17 protein-coding genes are annotated in these 17,091 nt (G+C 50.2%); 7 read left to right on the top strand and 10 right to left on the bottom strand.

Annotated elements, in window-relative coordinates; genetic code table 11:
• Positions 1–161 precede the first annotated feature (161 nt).
• A complete protein-coding gene (locus NV375_RS09930) occupies positions 162–2,858 on the top strand; it encodes an EAL domain-containing protein (protein ID WP_258808076.1) in 2,697 nt (898 codons plus the stop codon).
• A 116-nt stretch (positions 2,859–2,974) separates the two neighbouring features.
• Positions 2,975–4,813 carry a translational GTPase TypA gene (typA, locus tag NV375_RS09925; protein WP_258808075.1) on the top strand — a complete coding sequence of 613 codons (1,839 nt, stop codon included), beginning with the start codon at positions 2,975–2,977 and terminating at the stop codon, positions 4,811–4,813.
• Between the two features lie 21 nt (positions 4,814–4,834).
• Here the strand turns inward: typA and NV375_RS09920 are convergent, their stop codons facing one another.
• From NV375_RS09920 to NV375_RS09910, 3 genes are read right to left on the bottom strand one after another with little or no spacing between them, the layout of a single operon-like run.
• Entirely contained in the window at positions 4,835–6,376 is a 1,542-nt protein-coding gene (locus NV375_RS09920; protein ID WP_258808074.1) for a sensor domain-containing diguanylate cyclase, read from the bottom strand.
• A gap of 2 nt (positions 6,377–6,378) precedes the next feature.
• The gene (locus tag NV375_RS09915; RefSeq protein ID WP_258808073.1) at positions 6,379–7,035 is read right to left on the bottom strand and encodes a hemolysin III family protein; all 657 of its coding nucleotides are present in this window, start codon (positions 7,033–7,035) and stop codon (positions 6,379–6,381) included.
• 11 nt (positions 7,036–7,046) lie between these two features.
• Positions 7,047–7,343, bottom strand: a complete 297-nt coding sequence (locus NV375_RS09910; RefSeq protein WP_258808072.1) for a DUF3081 domain-containing protein — start codon at positions 7,341–7,343, stop codon at positions 7,047–7,049.
• A gap of 140 nt (positions 7,344–7,483) precedes the next feature.
• Between NV375_RS09910 and NV375_RS09905 the strand changes: the two genes are divergently transcribed.
• Positions 7,484–8,104 carry a TetR family transcriptional regulator gene (locus NV375_RS09905; RefSeq protein ID WP_258808071.1) on the top strand — a complete coding sequence of 207 codons (621 nt, stop codon included), beginning with the start codon at positions 7,484–7,486 and terminating at the stop codon, positions 8,102–8,104.
• On the opposite strand, the gene NV375_RS09900 is transcribed toward NV375_RS09905, so the two are convergent.
• Genes NV375_RS09900 through NV375_RS09885 form a run of 4 tightly spaced genes read right to left on the bottom strand, consistent with a single transcriptional unit; the run spans position 8,101 to position 10,474 of the window.
• Positions 8,101–8,598 (bottom strand): MgtC/SapB family protein, encoded by a 498-nt coding sequence (locus NV375_RS09900; RefSeq protein WP_258808070.1) that lies wholly within the window; start codon positions 8,596–8,598, stop codon positions 8,101–8,103. The two genes, NV375_RS09905 and NV375_RS09900, sit on opposite strands and share 4 nt — an antisense overlap.
• Before the next feature lie 6 nt (positions 8,599–8,604).
• Positions 8,605–9,117, bottom strand: coding sequence for an NADPH-dependent FMN reductase (locus tag NV375_RS09895; protein WP_258808069.1), 513 nt, complete (start codon positions 9,115–9,117; stop codon positions 8,605–8,607).
• The gene (locus tag NV375_RS09890; protein WP_258808068.1) at positions 9,117–9,758 is read right to left on the bottom strand and encodes a DUF2959 domain-containing protein; all 642 of its coding nucleotides are present in this window, start codon (positions 9,756–9,758) and stop codon (positions 9,117–9,119) included. The genes NV375_RS09895 and NV375_RS09890 overlap by 1 nt, the downstream gene beginning before the upstream one ends.
• 14 nt (positions 9,759–9,772) lie before the next feature.
• Positions 9,773–10,474, bottom strand: a complete 702-nt coding sequence (locus NV375_RS09885) for an SDR family NAD(P)-dependent oxidoreductase (RefSeq protein WP_258808067.1) — start codon at positions 10,472–10,474, stop codon at positions 9,773–9,775.
• Positions 10,475–10,592: 118 nt separating this feature from the next.
• On the opposite strand from NV375_RS09885, the gene NV375_RS09880 reads away from it, so the two are divergent.
• The 4 genes from NV375_RS09880 to NV375_RS09865 are packed head-to-tail and all read left to right on the top strand — an operon-like array spanning position 10,593 to position 13,063.
• Positions 10,593–11,486, top strand: a complete 894-nt coding sequence (locus NV375_RS09880) for a virulence factor BrkB family protein (protein WP_258808066.1) — start codon at positions 10,593–10,595, stop codon at positions 11,484–11,486.
• Positions 11,446–11,892, top strand: coding sequence for a D-aminoacyl-tRNA deacylase (gene dtd, locus NV375_RS09875; protein WP_258808065.1), 447 nt, complete (start codon positions 11,446–11,448; stop codon positions 11,890–11,892). Before NV375_RS09880 ends, dtd begins: the two co-directional genes overlap by 41 nt.
• A gap of 3 nt (positions 11,893–11,895) precedes the next feature.
• A complete protein-coding gene (locus NV375_RS09870; RefSeq protein WP_258808064.1) occupies positions 11,896–12,795 on the top strand; it encodes a bifunctional GNAT family N-acetyltransferase/hotdog fold thioesterase in 900 nt (299 codons plus the stop codon).
• 19 nt (positions 12,796–12,814) lie between these two features.
• The gene (locus NV375_RS09865) at positions 12,815–13,063 is read left to right on the top strand and encodes a TraR/DksA C4-type zinc finger protein (protein ID WP_258808063.1); all 249 of its coding nucleotides are present in this window, start codon (positions 12,815–12,817) and stop codon (positions 13,061–13,063) included.
• 27 nt (positions 13,064–13,090) lie between these two features.
• Here NV375_RS09865 and hutH read toward each other — a convergent pair whose 3' ends face one another.
• From hutH to hutC, 3 genes are read right to left on the bottom strand one after another with little or no spacing between them, the layout of a single operon-like run.
• Positions 13,091–14,617 carry a histidine ammonia-lyase gene (gene hutH / locus NV375_RS09860; protein WP_258808062.1) on the bottom strand — a complete coding sequence of 509 codons (1,527 nt, stop codon included), beginning with the start codon at positions 14,615–14,617 and terminating at the stop codon, positions 13,091–13,093.
• Complete coding sequence (gene hutU / locus NV375_RS09855; protein WP_258808061.1) at positions 14,617–16,293, bottom strand: urocanate hydratase; 1,677 nt, start codon at positions 16,291–16,293, stop codon at positions 14,617–14,619. The genes hutH and hutU overlap by 1 nt, the downstream gene beginning before the upstream one ends.
• A gap of 16 nt (positions 16,294–16,309) precedes the next feature.
• Complete coding sequence (gene hutC, locus NV375_RS09850) at positions 16,310–17,005, bottom strand: histidine utilization repressor (RefSeq protein ID WP_258808060.1); 696 nt, start codon at positions 17,003–17,005, stop codon at positions 16,310–16,312.
• Positions 17,006–17,091: the final 86 nt, after the last annotated feature.

The raw sequence follows: 17,091 nt of genomic DNA, 5'->3' as shown, positions 1-17,091 counted from the left end.
GACACTTCTAAAATAAAAGTCTAGGCTGGTTCAACCACTGAAAAAAATCATAAAAGCTGTCTACACAAGTATTAAATTTATGTATGCTGACTTCAGGTCAATTACGAATCATTCTTAACGCACACGTGCAAGTTTGATCCTCAGATAAGAAGAATGATGCGATGTTTCATCGAGTGAGCTCCAGCGCTGCCAGAAAATTCGTTGTCGCAGTTGCCGCCTTGTTTGTGGTAACGGGCATTATTGGAGCTATCGAATTACTCCTTTATCAAAACGAATTGCTAATGGATGTGGTACCGCATTCGTTAATCTACTCCTCGCTTATCGTCGGGTTAGGATTATACGCACTGCTGTACCGCTCAAAATGGGGCACTTGGCTTGCAGGTCTTGGCTTGTTAACTGTGCTTGGTGCAGTGGCTTGGCTGGTGGAAGTGCAAGGCAACATGCGACTTATCGCACTCCCACTCACCTATGTTGCACTGTTGCTCTGCGGTACTGCCCTACTGTTTTTTGTGAAACCAACCAGCGTTTTGGGCCGTGGTTTATGGCGTTTCGGTATTGGCAGCTCAATTCTTATCTTTCTGTTCACGCAATTATCCGTTTGGGGCCTGTTTAGCGATAGCGTCATCGGCTTCAAACAAGCCAACTTCATTGCACTTAGTCTGATTTCGGTACTCGTCCTGCTAGGCGCTACCGCCCTAGCCATACTCTTGCGCACCTACCGTGAGACATACGTACCAAGGGTTCGCTCGCAAATTGTCATTATTTTGATGACAATTATTGGGGTTAGTATCTGGTATTCACTCAGTTTGTACGAGTTGAAAACCCAAAGCGAAAAAGCCGAGACCAAGATCGAACTCATTGCGCAGATGATCGATGAAACATTGAATATGCAGCGCAATACTGCTGAGCAAATGCAACAGCGCTTTGTCGCCGCTCGAGATGACGCCACACTAAGTCGCTTGCTCGAACTCGATACCACGCGCTTTGAAGCTGACAACCCCATTGTCCGCGGTTTTATTCTTTATGATGCGCAGCAACAAGTGCTGATGAGCAATGGCTACGCGACCGATTTTTTAGCGGCGAACATGCTCTCTTCAGAACGTTTTCTGGATTGGCTAGCGACCGCAGAACAAGATATTCGACTGATTGTTCACGGTACTTCCCTTGCCACTAATGATCCGATTTTTATCGTGTCGACACCTTTCACCACACCAGTTGGCGAGCGACAGCAACTGCTTACCTTGCTGGACGTTAACAAAGTGATTGCGACCAATTACTTGAATTACTTCGATGCCATGGATACCTACTTGCAATTTAGCCCAGAATTGCTTATGTCCATGCAGGGCACAGCCGCCGGAACCTCAACATTAGCCGAGCTGAAACAGCGCTCTTCACACTTTATTACCAGCAGTGCAACGATTGGTGATTCGGGCCCAATTACTTTTCATAGTGTTTTGAGCGACTACTCCGACATTCAAAACGGCGCCCAGCTTGACCAACTCTTACTGTGGTTAACGTTCGCCTTTGTTTTCATCTACATTTTGGCCGAAGACCATGCGCTGCGTGCCGCCAAACGCCAACGCGAGTTAGCTTACCTTGCGAAACACGATGACATTACCGGACTCTTCCGCCGCGACGCCTTTAGTGGTGCGTTAGCACTCCGTGATCAGGTTGCGACCGATCGCCAGCGCAGCCTATTATTTGTTAATTTGGACGGCTTTAAGCCGATCAATGACAGTCTGGGGCACACCCTTGGTGACAAAGTATTGTATGAGACTGCTCGACGGATCGAAACTTGTGTGCCGCATGATGCCTTGCTTGCACGGTTTAGCGGCGACGAATTCTTAGTGTACTTTGAACCAACGTCGGAGCAAGTCACTCAAGAAGCGGCCGAATGTATTTTACAAGCCGTTCGCAAACCCTATGAAATCGACGGTATCGATATACATTTATCCGCCAGTATCGGTAGTGCGAGCAATGACGGTTTAACCATAGAAGGCGTTCACTTAATTCAGCATGCTGAAATTGCCATGAGCCAAGCCAAGCAACTCGGCGGTAACCTTATGCAGGCCTTTGTCAACGAAATGGCCCGCGACTATCAACAACAAGTAAGGCTGCGCAATGCGTTGCAAATTGCGCTGGATAAAAAAGATTTTCAAGTGTTCTACCAGCCGATTTTCAATACGGAAACACGCGCAATCACCGGAGTCGAGAGTCTCGTTCGCTGGCAGCTGAATGGTGAATTCATCTCGCCAGCGGAGTTCATTGAGATAGCGGAAAATACCGGGCAAATTATCCCGCTCGGTGAGCAAGTACTCGATCTTGTGCTATCCGATATCAAGCGCCATCAAGAATTGCAGCAGATTAAGGTCACCGTGAACGTTTCGGCGCAGCAGCTGCAACGCTACGACTTTCCCAGATTCTTGGCTGGTCGCTTAGATCATTACCAAGTTGCCGCAAGAAACGTCACCTTGGAATTAACCGAAGGGGTGTTTGCGGGCGAGACAGCTTCTACGATCGCCGCATTACAACGACTGCGCGACATGGGCTGCAACGTCGCTATCGACGACTTCGGTACCGGCTTCTCAAGCTTGTCTTATCTCAATCGACTGCCTGCCGACATCATCAAAATCGATCGCGTGTTTACGCACGGTATTGCCGATGACCCTGAACTCTTCGCAGTCGTGCAGAAAATCATCGAGCTTTGCAAACAACTCAATAAACGCGTTGTCGTTGAAGGCATTGAAGATGAGGTGCAGCTGAACATTTTCGAGCAACTTGCCGTTGAAAGCGTACAAGGGTTTTTCTTCGCTCGTCCCATGCCTATCGAACAGTTACTCAAGCTATTGGTAAAATAGCTGGCGTCTGCTAGGGTGACTGCGTATAATACGCCGCTATTTTAACCAATGGCGGGAAACCGTCCGCGGCGATCACTTCTCAAAAGTTTCATCTCGCGTTTTTACAGGCTTTATTAATGACTATTCAAGCAACCGAACTTTCCAAATTACGCAATATTGCCATTATTGCGCACGTAGACCATGGCAAAACGACTCTTGTCGACAAGCTGTTACAGCAGTCTGGCACACTCGAAAGCCGTGGTGGCGCAGAAGAGCGTATTATGGATAGCAACGATCTTGAAAAAGAGCGTGGCATTACCATTTTGGCGAAAAACACCGCCATCAACTACAAAGATTATCGTATCAACATTCTTGATACTCCAGGACACGCTGACTTCGGCGGCGAAGTAGAACGCGTATTATCAATGGCGGACTCGGTCTTGCTGTTGGTTGACGCTGTTGACGGTCCTATGCCGCAAACACGCTTTGTGACCCAAAAAGCTTTTAATCACGGCTTGAAGCCGATTGTCGTGGTAAACAAAATTGACCGTCCTGGCGCACGCCCTGACTGGGTCGTAGATCAAGTTTTTGACTTGTTCGATAACCTTGGCGCAACGGACGAGCAGTTGGACTTCCCAATCGTTTATGCTTCAGCGCTAAACGGTTTTGCGACCCTTGACCCAGATTCACCAAGCGAAGACATGACGCCGTTGTTCGAGACGATTCTTGAGCGTGTTTCTGCGCCTGACGCAGACCGTGACGGTCCATTGCAAATGCAGGTATCGCAGCTCGACTACTCAAGCTACTTAGGTATTATCGGTATCGGCCGTATCAAGCGTGGCACGCTGAAAATCAATCAACAAGTCACCATTATCGGTGCTGATGGTTCACAGCGTAACGGTAAAGTTGGCCAGATCTTCGGTTATTTAGGTCTTGACCGAATCGAGACTGACAAAGCCAGCGCTGGCGACATCGTTGCCTTTACTGGTTTAGGTGAACTGAAGATTTCTGACACCATTTGCGCTGCGGGTAACGCGGAAGCATTGCCAGCACTGAGCGTTGATGAGCCTACAGTAACTATGACTTTCCAGGTCAACACCTCACCTTTCGCGGGTAAAGAAGGTAAATTCGTCACCTCGCGTCAAATTCTTGAACGTTTGCAGCAAGAGTTGAAGCATAACGTTGCTTTGCGCGTTGAAGAAACCGACAACCCTGACCGCTTCCGTGTATCAGGCCGTGGTGAATTGCACTTGGGCGTCTTGATCGAAAATATGCGTCGTGAAGGCTTCGAGTTAGCGGTTTCGCGTCCTGAAGTTATCATTCGCGAAGTGAATGGCGTGAAAGAAGAACCGTTCGAAAACTTAACCGTCGATATTCAAGAAGAACATCAAGGTCCGGTCATGGAAAAACTCGGCTTGCGTAAAGCTGAGATGACCAACATGACCCCTGACGGTAAAGGCCGTGTGCGTATTGACTTTATGGTTCCTAGCCGTGGCTTGATTGGTTTCCAAACCGAGTTCATGACACTGACCTCAGGCTCAGGCTTGATGTACAAAACCTTTGACCATTACGGCCCGCACAAAGGCGGTAAGATCGGTCAACGTATGAATGGTGTACTGATCTCGAATGCGACCGGTAAAGCGCTGACGTATGCTTTGTTTAACTTACAAGAACGCGGCAAGTTGATGGCGTCACACGGTGACGAGGTCTACGAGGGCCAAGTTATTGGTGTGCATAACCGTGGTAACGACCTTACCGTCAACTGTTTGAAAGGCAAGCAGCTGACCAACGTCCGTGCGTCAGGTACCGACGATGCGTTGACCTTGTCACCACCGATTCGCTTAACGCTTGAGCAAGCGCTTGAGTTTATCGACGATGATGAGTTAGTGGAAATCACACCTAAGTCGATTCGTATCCGTAAGCGTTTGTTAACTGAAACCGAACGTAAGCGCGCAAGTCGTAGCAAAGACGGTTAAACCGCCAAGCTCGATACGGAATTAATCAGAGGCCGCGACCACACAGTCACGGCCTTTTTCTTTGGCTTGATAAAGTAGTTTGTCAGCTTGATCGACGGCTTTATCAAAATTTTGATTCAGCTCCCACGCCACTACCCCAGCACTGAGGGTGACCTGAAACTCGTCATCCCCACTGGTAAAGCTGCGCGCCTTAAAGGTTGCCGATAACCGTTCAACAACTTGTTTGGCCTGCTCTGCGGTACTCCCGTCGAGCACCAAAGTGAACTCTTCACCGCCGGTGCGCGCCCCTAAATCAACTTCTCGGAGTTGCGCACGTAGATCATTTGCGAATGCGACTAACACATCGTCTCCTGCGGCATGACCATAGCGATCGTTCACGTGCTTAAAATGGTCGAGATCGAGCATTACCACCGCCAATGGCTGACCATGCCGCAACGCTTGTTGCTGTAATTGTTCAGCGCGCTCAAAGAGCGCACGCCGATTCAGTAAGCCGGTTAAACTATCGGTGGTCGCGAGCTGCCGCAACTTTTCATTCGAGGCACGTAATTCGTCAGTGCGCTCGCGAACTTCGCGTTCGAGTTTACTGCTAAGGTTCGCAAATGGCCGCGCAATACGTCCCGCACTAATCCAACCAATCCCAGCAAAAGTCAACGCCACCGCAAGACCGATCCAAGCAGCTTGCCAGCGCAATTCAGTAATCGGCTGCAGAGCTAAATCGATAGGTTCGCGAACGATGACTTGCCATTGCGGCCCTTGATAATTCGCACTACTACGTACTTGTGCATACCCGATTAGGTACTCACCGCCGTCACGCCATTCCTGAAGACCCCAACCTTTCTCACGCACCTCGGTCGCCACAGGCGTCTGCAATGCTTGCTCTTTGAGGGAGTCAGGGCCAAGAATGATTTGGTTTTCAGAACTCACCAAGAGAAGATCGGTACCGGGTAACGATTCTAGATAACGCAGCGCATTTTGCTCGACACCTTCCGCCCATTGCCAATTCAAATGACTGCCAAATACGCCCCAAATAGTGCCCTCAGCATCTTTGAGCGGCAACGAGATATCGACAAAACGAAGGGGTTCATCGCCATCAGGGTTCAGAATTTTCTCTAATAACAGAGCACCGTGCACATCACCAATAAAATAGGGTTGCTGCAATGCGCCTTGAAACCATGGCCGCGCGCTCACATCAGCGCCTTCGAGAATATTCTCTGAGCTAATGAGTACTGTTCCTGATAGGTCAGTAATGCCAATCCACGCATAATCACTGTAGCTGCGATAGAGCGCCGCCACCAGTCGTTCGAGCCTGACTACTGTGGCATCGCTGTCCGGTGTTGGCATCAGTTCCGCAGCCGTTTGTAAATCACGTAAACGCTCAACCATGCCGCTCTCTAACTGGTGTGCGACTTGTTCAGCAACATTGGCAAGACTAACGCCGACTTGCTGTTGAATTTGCCGCGTTGCAGCTTGGGTAAGTATGGCAGTGATCACGACCGACAACAGCAAACCAAAGCCCGCGTAAATTGCGAACCAACGTAGCTTCAGGTTAACCGGTACGAGCATAATTAAATAACTTCAGGGTGCGGTAGCACGTAATAGAATATGGAAAAGAAATGCAGCACGCTTCCGGCCAGAACAAACATATGCCAAATGGCATGGTGGAACTTCAACGATTTCCAGACATAAAAGATGACGCCAAAACTATAGGCGAGGCCTCCAGCCAACAACAACATGAGGCCACCAGTGTCGACATGAGTGAGCATGGGTTTAATAGCGATAACCGCCATCCAGCCGAGACCGAGGTATAGGCTCAGCGACAACCACTTCTTACGATTCTCTAGGGCTAACTCGAGAATCACACCGATAATGGCAATACTCCAGACAATACCGAGCAAAGCCCAGCCCCACGGACCACGCAGGTTAACTAACGCAAAGGGTGTATAGGTTCCGGCAATGAGTAAGTAAATCGCAGCATGATCCATTTGCTGAAAGAAGCTTTTGACCCGCGGCCACGGAAAGGCATGGTAAAAGGTCGACGCCAAGTACAAAATAATAAGGCTAGCGCCATAAACGCTGGCACTGACAATGTGCCATGCGTCACCATAGGCGACGGACCATACCAACATCACCACTAAACCGACGATACTGGCAACTGCACCAATGCCATGCGTGACGGCGTGAGCGACTTCTTCAGCGATACTATAAGCTTTTGACTTGGACAACGCGGAACCTCTTAACGATGCGTTTCTTCAGGGTCTTCACGCCCTGGCTTGTGATAATCACGACTAATTTGCTCGAGCTTGCGCATAAACATGTCGAAATCGCGCTCGTTGTTGTAGTCAAAGTGATATTTATTATGGAACTCTAGGCGCATTTGCACATTGTGCCCCTCAAGAAACACCGTATAGCCATCGTGATCGGTATACGCAGTGATGCCTTCGAGCGTGTGCTTACCTTGTTCCGCTTTACCATGCTCATGAATCTTCTCATACGCATCGAGCACTAATCTTTGATCAACTTCGTTTTTCATGGTTGCGCTCCTTTTTTCTTGAGTATATCTACAAAATGCGGCCTTTTCCCGCCATTTACAACCCGACTTTTACATACATACATGAATGTTTGATTAAACTACGGTATAATCTTTGCCAGTTGTCTAACTTGAGGTGAATTGTGGTTCGACGTACCAAAGCTGATGCCCTAACGACCAAGCATGAATTGCTTGATGCAGCTGAGCGCTTGTTCAGCGAGCGCGGGGTTTCCAACACATCGATGATGCAAGTCGCAGAAGCTGCGGGGGTAACCCGTGGTGCTATCTACCATCATTTCGAAAACAAACTTGATCTTATCTACGCACTTATGGAACGAGTTAGTTTACCGGTCGATGAAATGCGTGACGAATTACGTGCCCAATTGCCCGATGAACCGCTGCGACAACTGCGTGAACGTTGCTTACATATCGTGCACCAAGTACAACACGACGAGCACATGCAAGCGTTGGTTAATATTCTTTGTCACAAGTGTGAGTACGTCGAAGACACGTTACCAATCCACCTGCGTCATTTGAGTGGCCGCAACGAATGTATCGAGGAATGTGTAAAGCTGGTCGAACTTGCCCAACAACAGAACACTGTCAGTGCTGGTCTTGATGCTCGCACTGTCGTTATTGGGATGTTTGGTCTTATTGATGGCTTGTTTTACAACTGGCTACTCGACACCGAGTATTTTGACTTGAGTGAAACTGCGAAACATACGCTTGATACCTATCTACATGGTCTACAGCAGGGCGGTTAGCCCTGCTTGTCGCGCCGAAAGCTGGTTTTCCAACCTTTGTATTTTTTGTGTACGCCACGCGTCAACGACTGAAAATAGTCTTCCATGAGATCCACTCCAAACAAAACGCCGACCACCACAAACGATAACTTTATGGCGGTTTCCAAATGGCCAAGGCCAATCGCGACACCAATGGATGCCAACGCCCAAATCGTCGCTGCTGAGGTCACCCCAACCACAACACCATCGCGCGCCAACATCACACCTGCACCCAGAAAGCCTATACCGGTAATTACTTGGCCAATAATTCGCGACGGATCAGTGGCTTCCGTCATCACCGAGCTAGCACCCACAATAAACAAATAGGTGCCGAGCGTGATCAGCGACGAGGTACGAATACCAACGGGCTTGCCGCGCATTTGCCGTTCAAAGCCCACTAAGGTGCCGCACAACAACGCAGCACCAATGGCTGGCCAAGTGAACGGCTCGATGACGAATAGCTGTTGCCAGTCCACCTTAAGTTAGTCCCCTTGCTGCAAAAAGTTACCGAGAAACTCGGCATCAAGCTCAGCGATTTTACCCGCATCTGCTTTCGCAATACTTGCCACCGACGGCGCAATCCAAGCCCCTAAGTTGGCAAGTACACCGCGCAAATCGGTCATTGACCGCACTGCACCAAATTGGCCGGGCGAAGCGCCGGCGAGCAGTACCGTTTTACCTTTCCAAGGGTTCGTCTCTAACCGCGAACTCCAATCAATAGCGTTCTTTAATAACGGCGGAATCGAGGCGTTATACTCAGGCGTCACCACCACGATTTTGCTGGCTTCGGTAATCGCCGTAGCAAGTTTCTGAATGTTACTCGGCACCCCATGCTCTTCTTCATAGTCACCTTGGTATAAGGGCGCATCAAGCTCTGCCGGCGGATACACATAGCACTGCTCACCATTGAGCTCGGCAACTTCAGCCAAACGCTCTTGTAAGCGACGATTAAGTGAGGCCTGACGGCTGCTTCCTGCGATAATTAATAAACTCATTATTGTCCCTCCTGCATTGCTTGAATAAAGGCATCCGATTCGGCAATTGCGGCTTCCATTTCTTTGATCAAGGCAGCAACATCAGCCTGTAAGCTGCGGTATTCGCCGCGAATTGCATCAACCGCTGCGGCATTGAGGTTGTGCTTCAAGTACAACACATTGTCCTGTAACTTTTCGAGCACTGGATCCATGGTTGCGGCAGCCCGCTCCATGCTTTGTAATAAGGCACTGTAACGTCGCTCGGTATCCCTGAGTGAACGTTCACTCTGTCGGCGTAAGCTCTCATTACGGTATTCTTCAAGCTCATCACGCCATTCATCAAAGAGATCTTGCGCGACGTCATCAATGGCTTCAATGCGGTCATACACACGCTCCGCAGCAGCCACGCTTGCTTCGTAATCGTCATTTAACGCTTGGTACTCTGCCTCAAGCTCGCCACCGTCAATTTGCAGCATTTCATCAAGGCGCTCAAGTGCAGATTTAAACTCTTCTTGTGCATCCGCTTGAGCATCACGTGCGTCGTCCACGCGATCGACCAGAATATCGCGTTTATGAATTCCCACCTTCTCCATGGCGCCATAATAGGCGCTTTGACAGCCGGCTAAAAAAATAACAGCCGTCGCGATTGTTAACCAACGCATCGCCGTATCTCCTGTTAATAAGGTAATTCAGTTCCATCCCAGTGTAGCAGCTTGCCGCTATGCTCCGTAGTCAAATTTTCAATCACTTGCGCAATGCGAGCAGCCGACTGTTCCGGCGTGTACAGCTTGTCGGCTGGCAGGCGTTCTTGAAAGGGCGCAGAGAGCTCAGTATCCGTTGTTCCCGGGTGTACGGCGGCAATGACCAGCTGTTTGTGGCTGCGCCCGAGTTCAATCGATGCAGTCTTCAACAGCATATTCAACGCCGCCTTGCTGGCGCGATAGCTGTACCAACCTCCTAAGTAGTTGTCCGTAATGCTCCCGACTTTGGCGCTTAATTGCACCCAAAAAGCCGGTTGCTTGCGTGGCAGTTTCGGCAGCAATTGCTCAAGTAGTAGGATTGGCAAAATCGCGTTGACCTCGAACGAGTGCCGCAGCTGTGCCGCACTCACCGCCCCCAAATGTTTCTCGGGCATAAAGTCGTTATTGTGCAACATCCCCAAAGTGCTGATCACACCATCTAGCTCCTGTAGCTGCTCAATCTCGGCTTGCAGCTGCTCAGGGCTGTAGTCAGTAAGCGTCCGCCACCGCAGGTTTTCATGCATAAAAGGCCGTTCACGCCGACTCCAAGCCGTCACTAACGCCCCTTCATTCAGGTAATGCGCAACCAGCGCTTTTCCTAGTCCGCCACCAGCTCCAATCACCAAAACATGCCTCATATGCTTTTCTACCCTCCCAGACCATCGAGCAGCAATCAACGCTTTTCGTCTTAAACTTTACGCAAGCGCAGCGGTTTGGGATTATAGTGGCCCAATAGAATCCTCAAGAAGGAAGGTTATGAGCAACGACACCAGCTCCTCAACGTCACCTTGGCGCGCTAAATTCAGTTGTGCGCTGAGCTTTCTAAAGTATTTCGGGCGACGTTGTATGGATGACAAGATCACCATCATTGCTGGGCATTTGACGTTTGTCAGCATGCTCGCACTGGTGCCGTTGCTGGTGGTAATTTTCTCGATTTTCTCTGCCTTCCCGATGTTCGAAGCCCTACGCGCTGAAATCGAAGCATTCTTGTTTGCGAACCTGTTGCCGACCTCGGGTGAAGAAATCTCGCGGTATTTAAATGAGTTTGTCGGTAATGTTTCGCAAATGACTGCCATCGGTGTGGTGTTTGTCATTGTTGTGGCAGTGAACCTGATCTCAACGATCGATGCGACCATGAATCGCATCTGGCGCAACACCAAGCGCCGTCGTTTGGCGGTGGCCTTGGCGGTCTACTGGATGATTTTGACCCTCGGCCCATTACTTATGGGGTCCGGAATGGCGGTGAGCTCCTATCTGATTTCACTAGCGACCTTTGCTGAAGATTACGTATCGGGTATTCGCACAACCTTGCTCGGCGTAGTGCCGATCGTGACCTCGGTCATCGCTTTCTTGCTAATGTATGTGATGCTACCCAACCGCGTGGTGAAAGTCCGTCACGCCTTCTGGGGCGCGCTGCTTGCCGCTATTTTGTTTGAAATCAGTAAGAGCGCATTTGCCTCGTATGTCACCGCATTTCCTTCTTATCAAGCTATCTATGGTGCTTTGGCTGCAATTCCAATTCTGTTACTGTGGATCTTCTTGTCTTGGACCATTGTTTTGATCGGTGCTGAACTAACCGCCAGCATCGAAGAATTTTTTGAGGAAAGCGATGAAAGCACTACTGCAGAGAGTCACGCAGGCGAAAGTTGAGGTTGCCGGACAAACTGTGGGCGCTATCGACAGTGGCTTACTAATCTTTTTAGGTATTACCCCAAATGATAACGAAGCCATCGCGCGCAAGCTCGCGCACCGCGCCGCTGGTTACCGACTGTTTAGTGATGCGCAAGATAAAATGAATCTTAGCCTGAGCGACATCGAAGGGAGCGCTTTAGTGGTGTCGCAATTTACCCTCGCCGCGGATACCAACAGCGGGCGCCGCCCAAGCTTTTCCAGCGCTGCACCACCAACACAAGCCGAACCGCTTTATCAGGCCTTTGTCACAGAGCTGCAGCGCCTTAAAATTAACGTTGCTACCGGCGAGTTTGGTGCCGATATGCAAGTTACACTGACCAATGACGGGCCAGTGACCTTTTTGCTCGACACGGAGAAAAGTTAAAACATGTACCAAGTGATCAGTCCCAATGACGAGCAACAATGGCAAACCTATTATGATCTGCGCTATCGCGTGCTACGTGAGCCCTTTCAGCGCCCTCGCGGCTCAGAAAAAGACGAGTATGATCAGGTCGGTTATCATCGCATGGTCGTTAACGACGCGGGGCAAGCCGTGGCCGTAGGCCGACTTCATTTCAACAGCCCAGACGAAGGCCAAATTCGCTTCATGGCTTCAGCACCGGAACATCGCGGCGAAGGACATGGCGTTGCCATTGTTTATGCACTCGAACAACTCGCTCGTCACGAAGGGGCCAAACACATTGTCATCAATTCACGTGATAACACGCTCGGCTTTTATCAAAAGTGTGGTTACGACCTGGTCGAAGAAGCCGACACCGTCAGTAATCCAAGCGCTGAGCACCAACTCCGTAAAACACTGACAGAATACAACCGCATCATCTATCGTCCTGACTGGTGCCAAGAGTTGCAGTCCACATGGCACGAGGATATTCCGATTTCCGAAACAATGGGCATTCGTATTAGTCAGTACACCGGCCGCGAGTTCGAAACCAATGCCCAATTGTCACGTAACATTAATGTACATGGCACCATGTTTGCTGGCAGTATTTATTCGCTGGCAACCTTGACGTGTTGGGGGCTACTGCATTTACAATTGCGCGAGCGACAACTGCAAGGTGCTGTGGTACTGGCTGATGGCAATATTCATTACCACAAGCCGATTACACATGAACCAAGAGCGATAGCTCGACTGGTCGACATGAATGGCGATCTATCCAGCCTCAAAAGTGGACAAAATGCGCGAGTGAATCTTAAATCACAAGTGTTCGATGGCGATAAGCCGGTCGCTGAATTTACCGGGCAGTTTGTTGTGCTAGCCAAAAAATAATTTCAAAAAGGACGTAAGCATGAGTGAATCTTTATCCGCCCAGCAGTTGTTACGCATCCGCAGCAAATTAGAAACCGTAGTCGCTGAGCAGCCGGACAGCCACGCAGCAGAATCAGCGAGTGCTGCACTGCAACGCATGCGCAGTGGCGAATACGGTTACTGTATTGAATGTGGTGATGAAATATCTGCCGCACGTTTAGCCGCTAAGCCCGACGTAGCATTGTGTGTAGACTGCCAAGCTCTTAAAGATGAAGAAGAGGACGCATAAGCGTCCTCCTATTGAACGAAAACAGCCTTAGAAAGTCGCCCCTTCCGTTATTAAAGCTCCCAACTTACCACTGTAAATCAAGGTCGCTGCCGCTTCGATATCTGGTGCAAAGTAACGATCTTGATCGTAATACGCCACTTTTTCACGCACCAAGCCATGCGCCTGTTCAATCGCAGCAGATGCCTTCAGTGGACGACGGAAATCAATCCCTTGGGCGGCTTCGAGCAGCTCAATGGCGACGATATCACGAATATTTTGGGCAATATCCGTTAAACGACGCGCCGCAAAGGTTGCCATTGAAACGTGATCTTCCTGATTCGCCGAGGTTGGCAAGCTATCCACAGAGGCTGGATGCGCGAGAGTTTTGTTCTCCGAGGCAAGCGCCGCAGCGGTGACTTGCGCGAGCATAAAGCCAGAGTTTACGCCGCCGTCGTTTACCAAAAACGGCGGAAGGTTACTCAAGTGATGGTCGATCAATAAGGCACTACGACGTTCTGACAGGGCGCCAATCTCGCTTGCCGCAATCGCCAACATATCGGCCGCCAGTGCTACCGGTTCAGCGTGGAAGTTACCGCCCGAAATAATGTCTCCATTGTCGTGGAACACCAGCGGATTATCCGTCACGCCATTCGCTTCGCGAGTCAAAATTGTGCTGGCATGTTGCAACTGGTCATAAACGGCACCCATAACTTGTGGTTGGCAACGCAATGAATAAGGGTCTTGTACTTTTTCACAGTTTTCATGGTCCGCGGCAATTTCTGAGCTGGCGGTCAACAACTGACGGAAGCTCGTCGCCACCGCAATTTGTCCCAACTGGCCACGTACTTCGTGGATCCGCGGGTCAAATGGCGCACGTGAGCCCATCGCAGCTTCGACCGACATCGCGCCAGCAACGACAGCGCTGTGGAACACCCGTTCAATTTGGAACAGTCCGTGCAGCGCTAAAGCTGTCGACGCTTGGGTACCGTTCAACAACGCCAAGCCTTCTTTTGGTGCCAATGTCAACGGCTGCATACCAATTTTCGCTAAACCTTCTTTAGCTGGATAAATCTCGCCTTGATAACGTACACGTCCTTCGCCAATGAGTGGTAAAACCAAATGCGCCAGCGGCGCTAAGTCACCAGATGCTCCGACTGAACCTTTACTCGGCACACAAGGGTACATTTGCTCATTTAATAATGTTAATAAGCCGTCGATCACCTGCTGACGAATACCGGAAAAACCACGGCTGAGGGAATTAACTTTGAGTAGCAGCATCAGACGGACGACAGTGTCGTCCATGAGCTCGCCGGTACCTGCGGCGTGCGACAATACGATACGGCGCTGCAAATCTTCCAATTTTTCTGGCGGAATACGGGTGTTGGCGAGCAAGCCAAAACCGGTGTTGATGCCATACACGACTTTGCCTGCGGCGAGAACTTCTTTAATGGTGGCCGAAGAGCGTTCAATCGCCGCGGCAGCATCGGCATGCAGGGCGACCTGCTGCGGAGCCTGCCACCATTGACGCAGCTGATCGAGGCTTAACTTGCCCGGTTCAAGAGTGAATACTGCCATTACTTGTCCTCCACCATTGGTAAATCAAGGCCTTGTTCTTTCGCGCAATCAATTGCGATGTCATAACCTGCGTCCGCATGACGCATCACGCCTGTACCTGGATCATTCCACAGCACACGGCCAATACGCGCTTCTGCCGCATCAGTGCCGTCGGCCACAATCACGACGCCAGAATGCTGCGAGTAGCCCATGCCGACGCCGCCACCGTGATGCAAGCTTACCCATGTGGCGCCACCGGCGGTGTTCAAAAGGGCGTTCAACAACGGCCAATCCGACACTGCGTCAGAGCCATCGAGCATACTTTCAGTTTCTCGATTAGGACTTGCCACCGATCCCGAGTCCAAATGGTCACGACCAATCACAATCGGTGCTTTAAGTTCACCGTTTTTCACCATCTCGTTGAACGCTTTGGCGATTCGCGCGCGGTCCTTTAAGCCAATCCAACAAATACGTGCTGGCAGGCCTTGGAAACTAATGCGTTCACGTGCCATATCAAGCCAATTATGCAAATGCGGATCATCAGGGATCAGCTCTTTGACCTTGGCATCGGTTTTGTAGATGTCTTCGGGATCGCCCGACAGCGCTACCCAACGGAAGGGTCCAATACCTTGGCAAAACAACGGACGAATATAAGCCGGCACAAAACCAGGGAAGTCAAAAGCGTGCTCAATACCAACGTCTTTCGCCATTTGACGAATGTTATTACCGTAATCAAGCGTCGCCGCACCACGTTGCTGCAAGGTCAACATCGCCTGTACTTGTACCGCCATCGATTGTTTCGCTGCTTGCACAGTCGCTTCAGGTGCGCTTTCTTGTTTCGCTTTATAGTCTTCGAGTGTCCAGCCCTGCGGCAAATAACCGTGTAATGGATCGTGCGCGGACGTTTGGTCGGTCACGACATCGGGGGTGACGTTGCGCTGAACCAGTTCATCATAGACATCAGCAGCGTTCCCTAACAGACCTACTGAAATCGCACGACCTTCCGCTTTAGCTGCATTGATAAGTTCCAAAGCTTCATCGAGCGAAGTCGCTTTGTGGTCTAAGTAGCGCGTGCGCAAGCGGAAATCGATACGTGACTCGTCAACTTCAACCGCGAGCATGCAATAACCAGCCATGGTTGCCGCGAGTGGCTGCGCACCACCCATACCCCCAAGGCCGCCAGTAAGCACCCAGCGCCCCTTAGTTTCACCGTTGAAATGTTGTTTGGCGACGGCGACAAAGGTTTCGTAGGTGCCTTGTACGATGCCTTGCGAACCAATATAGATCCACGAGCCAGCGGTCATTTGCCCGTACATCATTAGGCCTTTTTTATCGAGCTCGTTGAAGTGTTCCCAAGTGGCCCATTCTGGCACTAAGTTTGAGTTAGCGATGAGCACGCGCGGTGCATCTTCATGTGTTGGGAACACACCAACTGGCTTACCTGATTGAATCAGTAAGGTTTCAGTTGGCTTTAAACGTTCAAGTACTTCAACAATCTTGTCGAAGCTTTCCCAGCTCCGGGCTGCGCGGCCAATGCCGCCGTACACCACCAATGCATGGGGGTGCTCTGCAACTTCGGCATCAAGATTGTTCATTAACATACGCTTGGCTGCCTCCACTTGCCAGTTGCAAGTGGTGAGTTCACTGCCACGCGGGGCACGAATCGTACGGCTGGTATCGAGTCGAGTAAAGCTCATTATCGTTTGTCCTTTATTAAAATTGCAGATGTCCGCCAAGACTAAAGCGTGAGCCGGGGTGCGTAAGCACCGCATAGGTCACCACGCCTTCGGCACTCCACGTGCGGCGGTTAATGCGTAAGCAGGGCTCTGGTTTGGTGAGCAACAACCATTGGCAGAGCTGATTCGAAGGTGTTACCGCTTCGATCTCGTGGCTTGCCTCAGTCAATGGCTGGGCTTGGCACAAGTATTCGTGCGGCGTGATGTCATTATAATTTTGCTTTAAGTAGTCGGCAGCGAGAGCTGGATTCACATAACGCTCTTCGACTTGCACTGGCAGGTCATTTTCATAGTGGCTAATGACCGAGTGAAAGACCGTATCACCGGGTTGCAAGTTAAGCATTTCGGCAATTAAATCGGAGGCATGTTCACGGCGTAACACCTGAACTTGGGCATGATACCGATGGTGACGCGCACGAATTTCATCGGCGATATTACGAATCGCCATGAACGATGTTTGCGATTTAATCGGTGCTACGAACGTACCCGAGCCTTTGGTGCGAATCACAATGCCTTCATTGGCCAGTTCTTGCAATGCACGACGTGCGGTCATACGACTGACTTTAAACTGCAACGCCAAAGCATTTTCTGAGCTCACCGGATGGTTTTCCGGCCACTCGCCCGAGGCAATTTTGTTGTAGACATGCTGTTTAATTGCGGAAAATTTAGCCATGTGCCAGCTTACCCATAGGTGTCCGTGATTCAGATGTGCTAAAGTGTAGGCAACTCGAATTGTATATACAAGTGTTCAAAGGGAGA

Origin of the sequence: Pseudidiomarina sp. CB1 (genome assembly GCF_024752025.1) — a bacterium.
GTDB lineage: Bacteria > Pseudomonadota > Gammaproteobacteria > Enterobacterales > Alteromonadaceae > Pseudidiomarina.
Note: the sequence above shows the minus strand (reverse complement) of the source record. Positions and strands in the feature narration are given on the sequence as shown.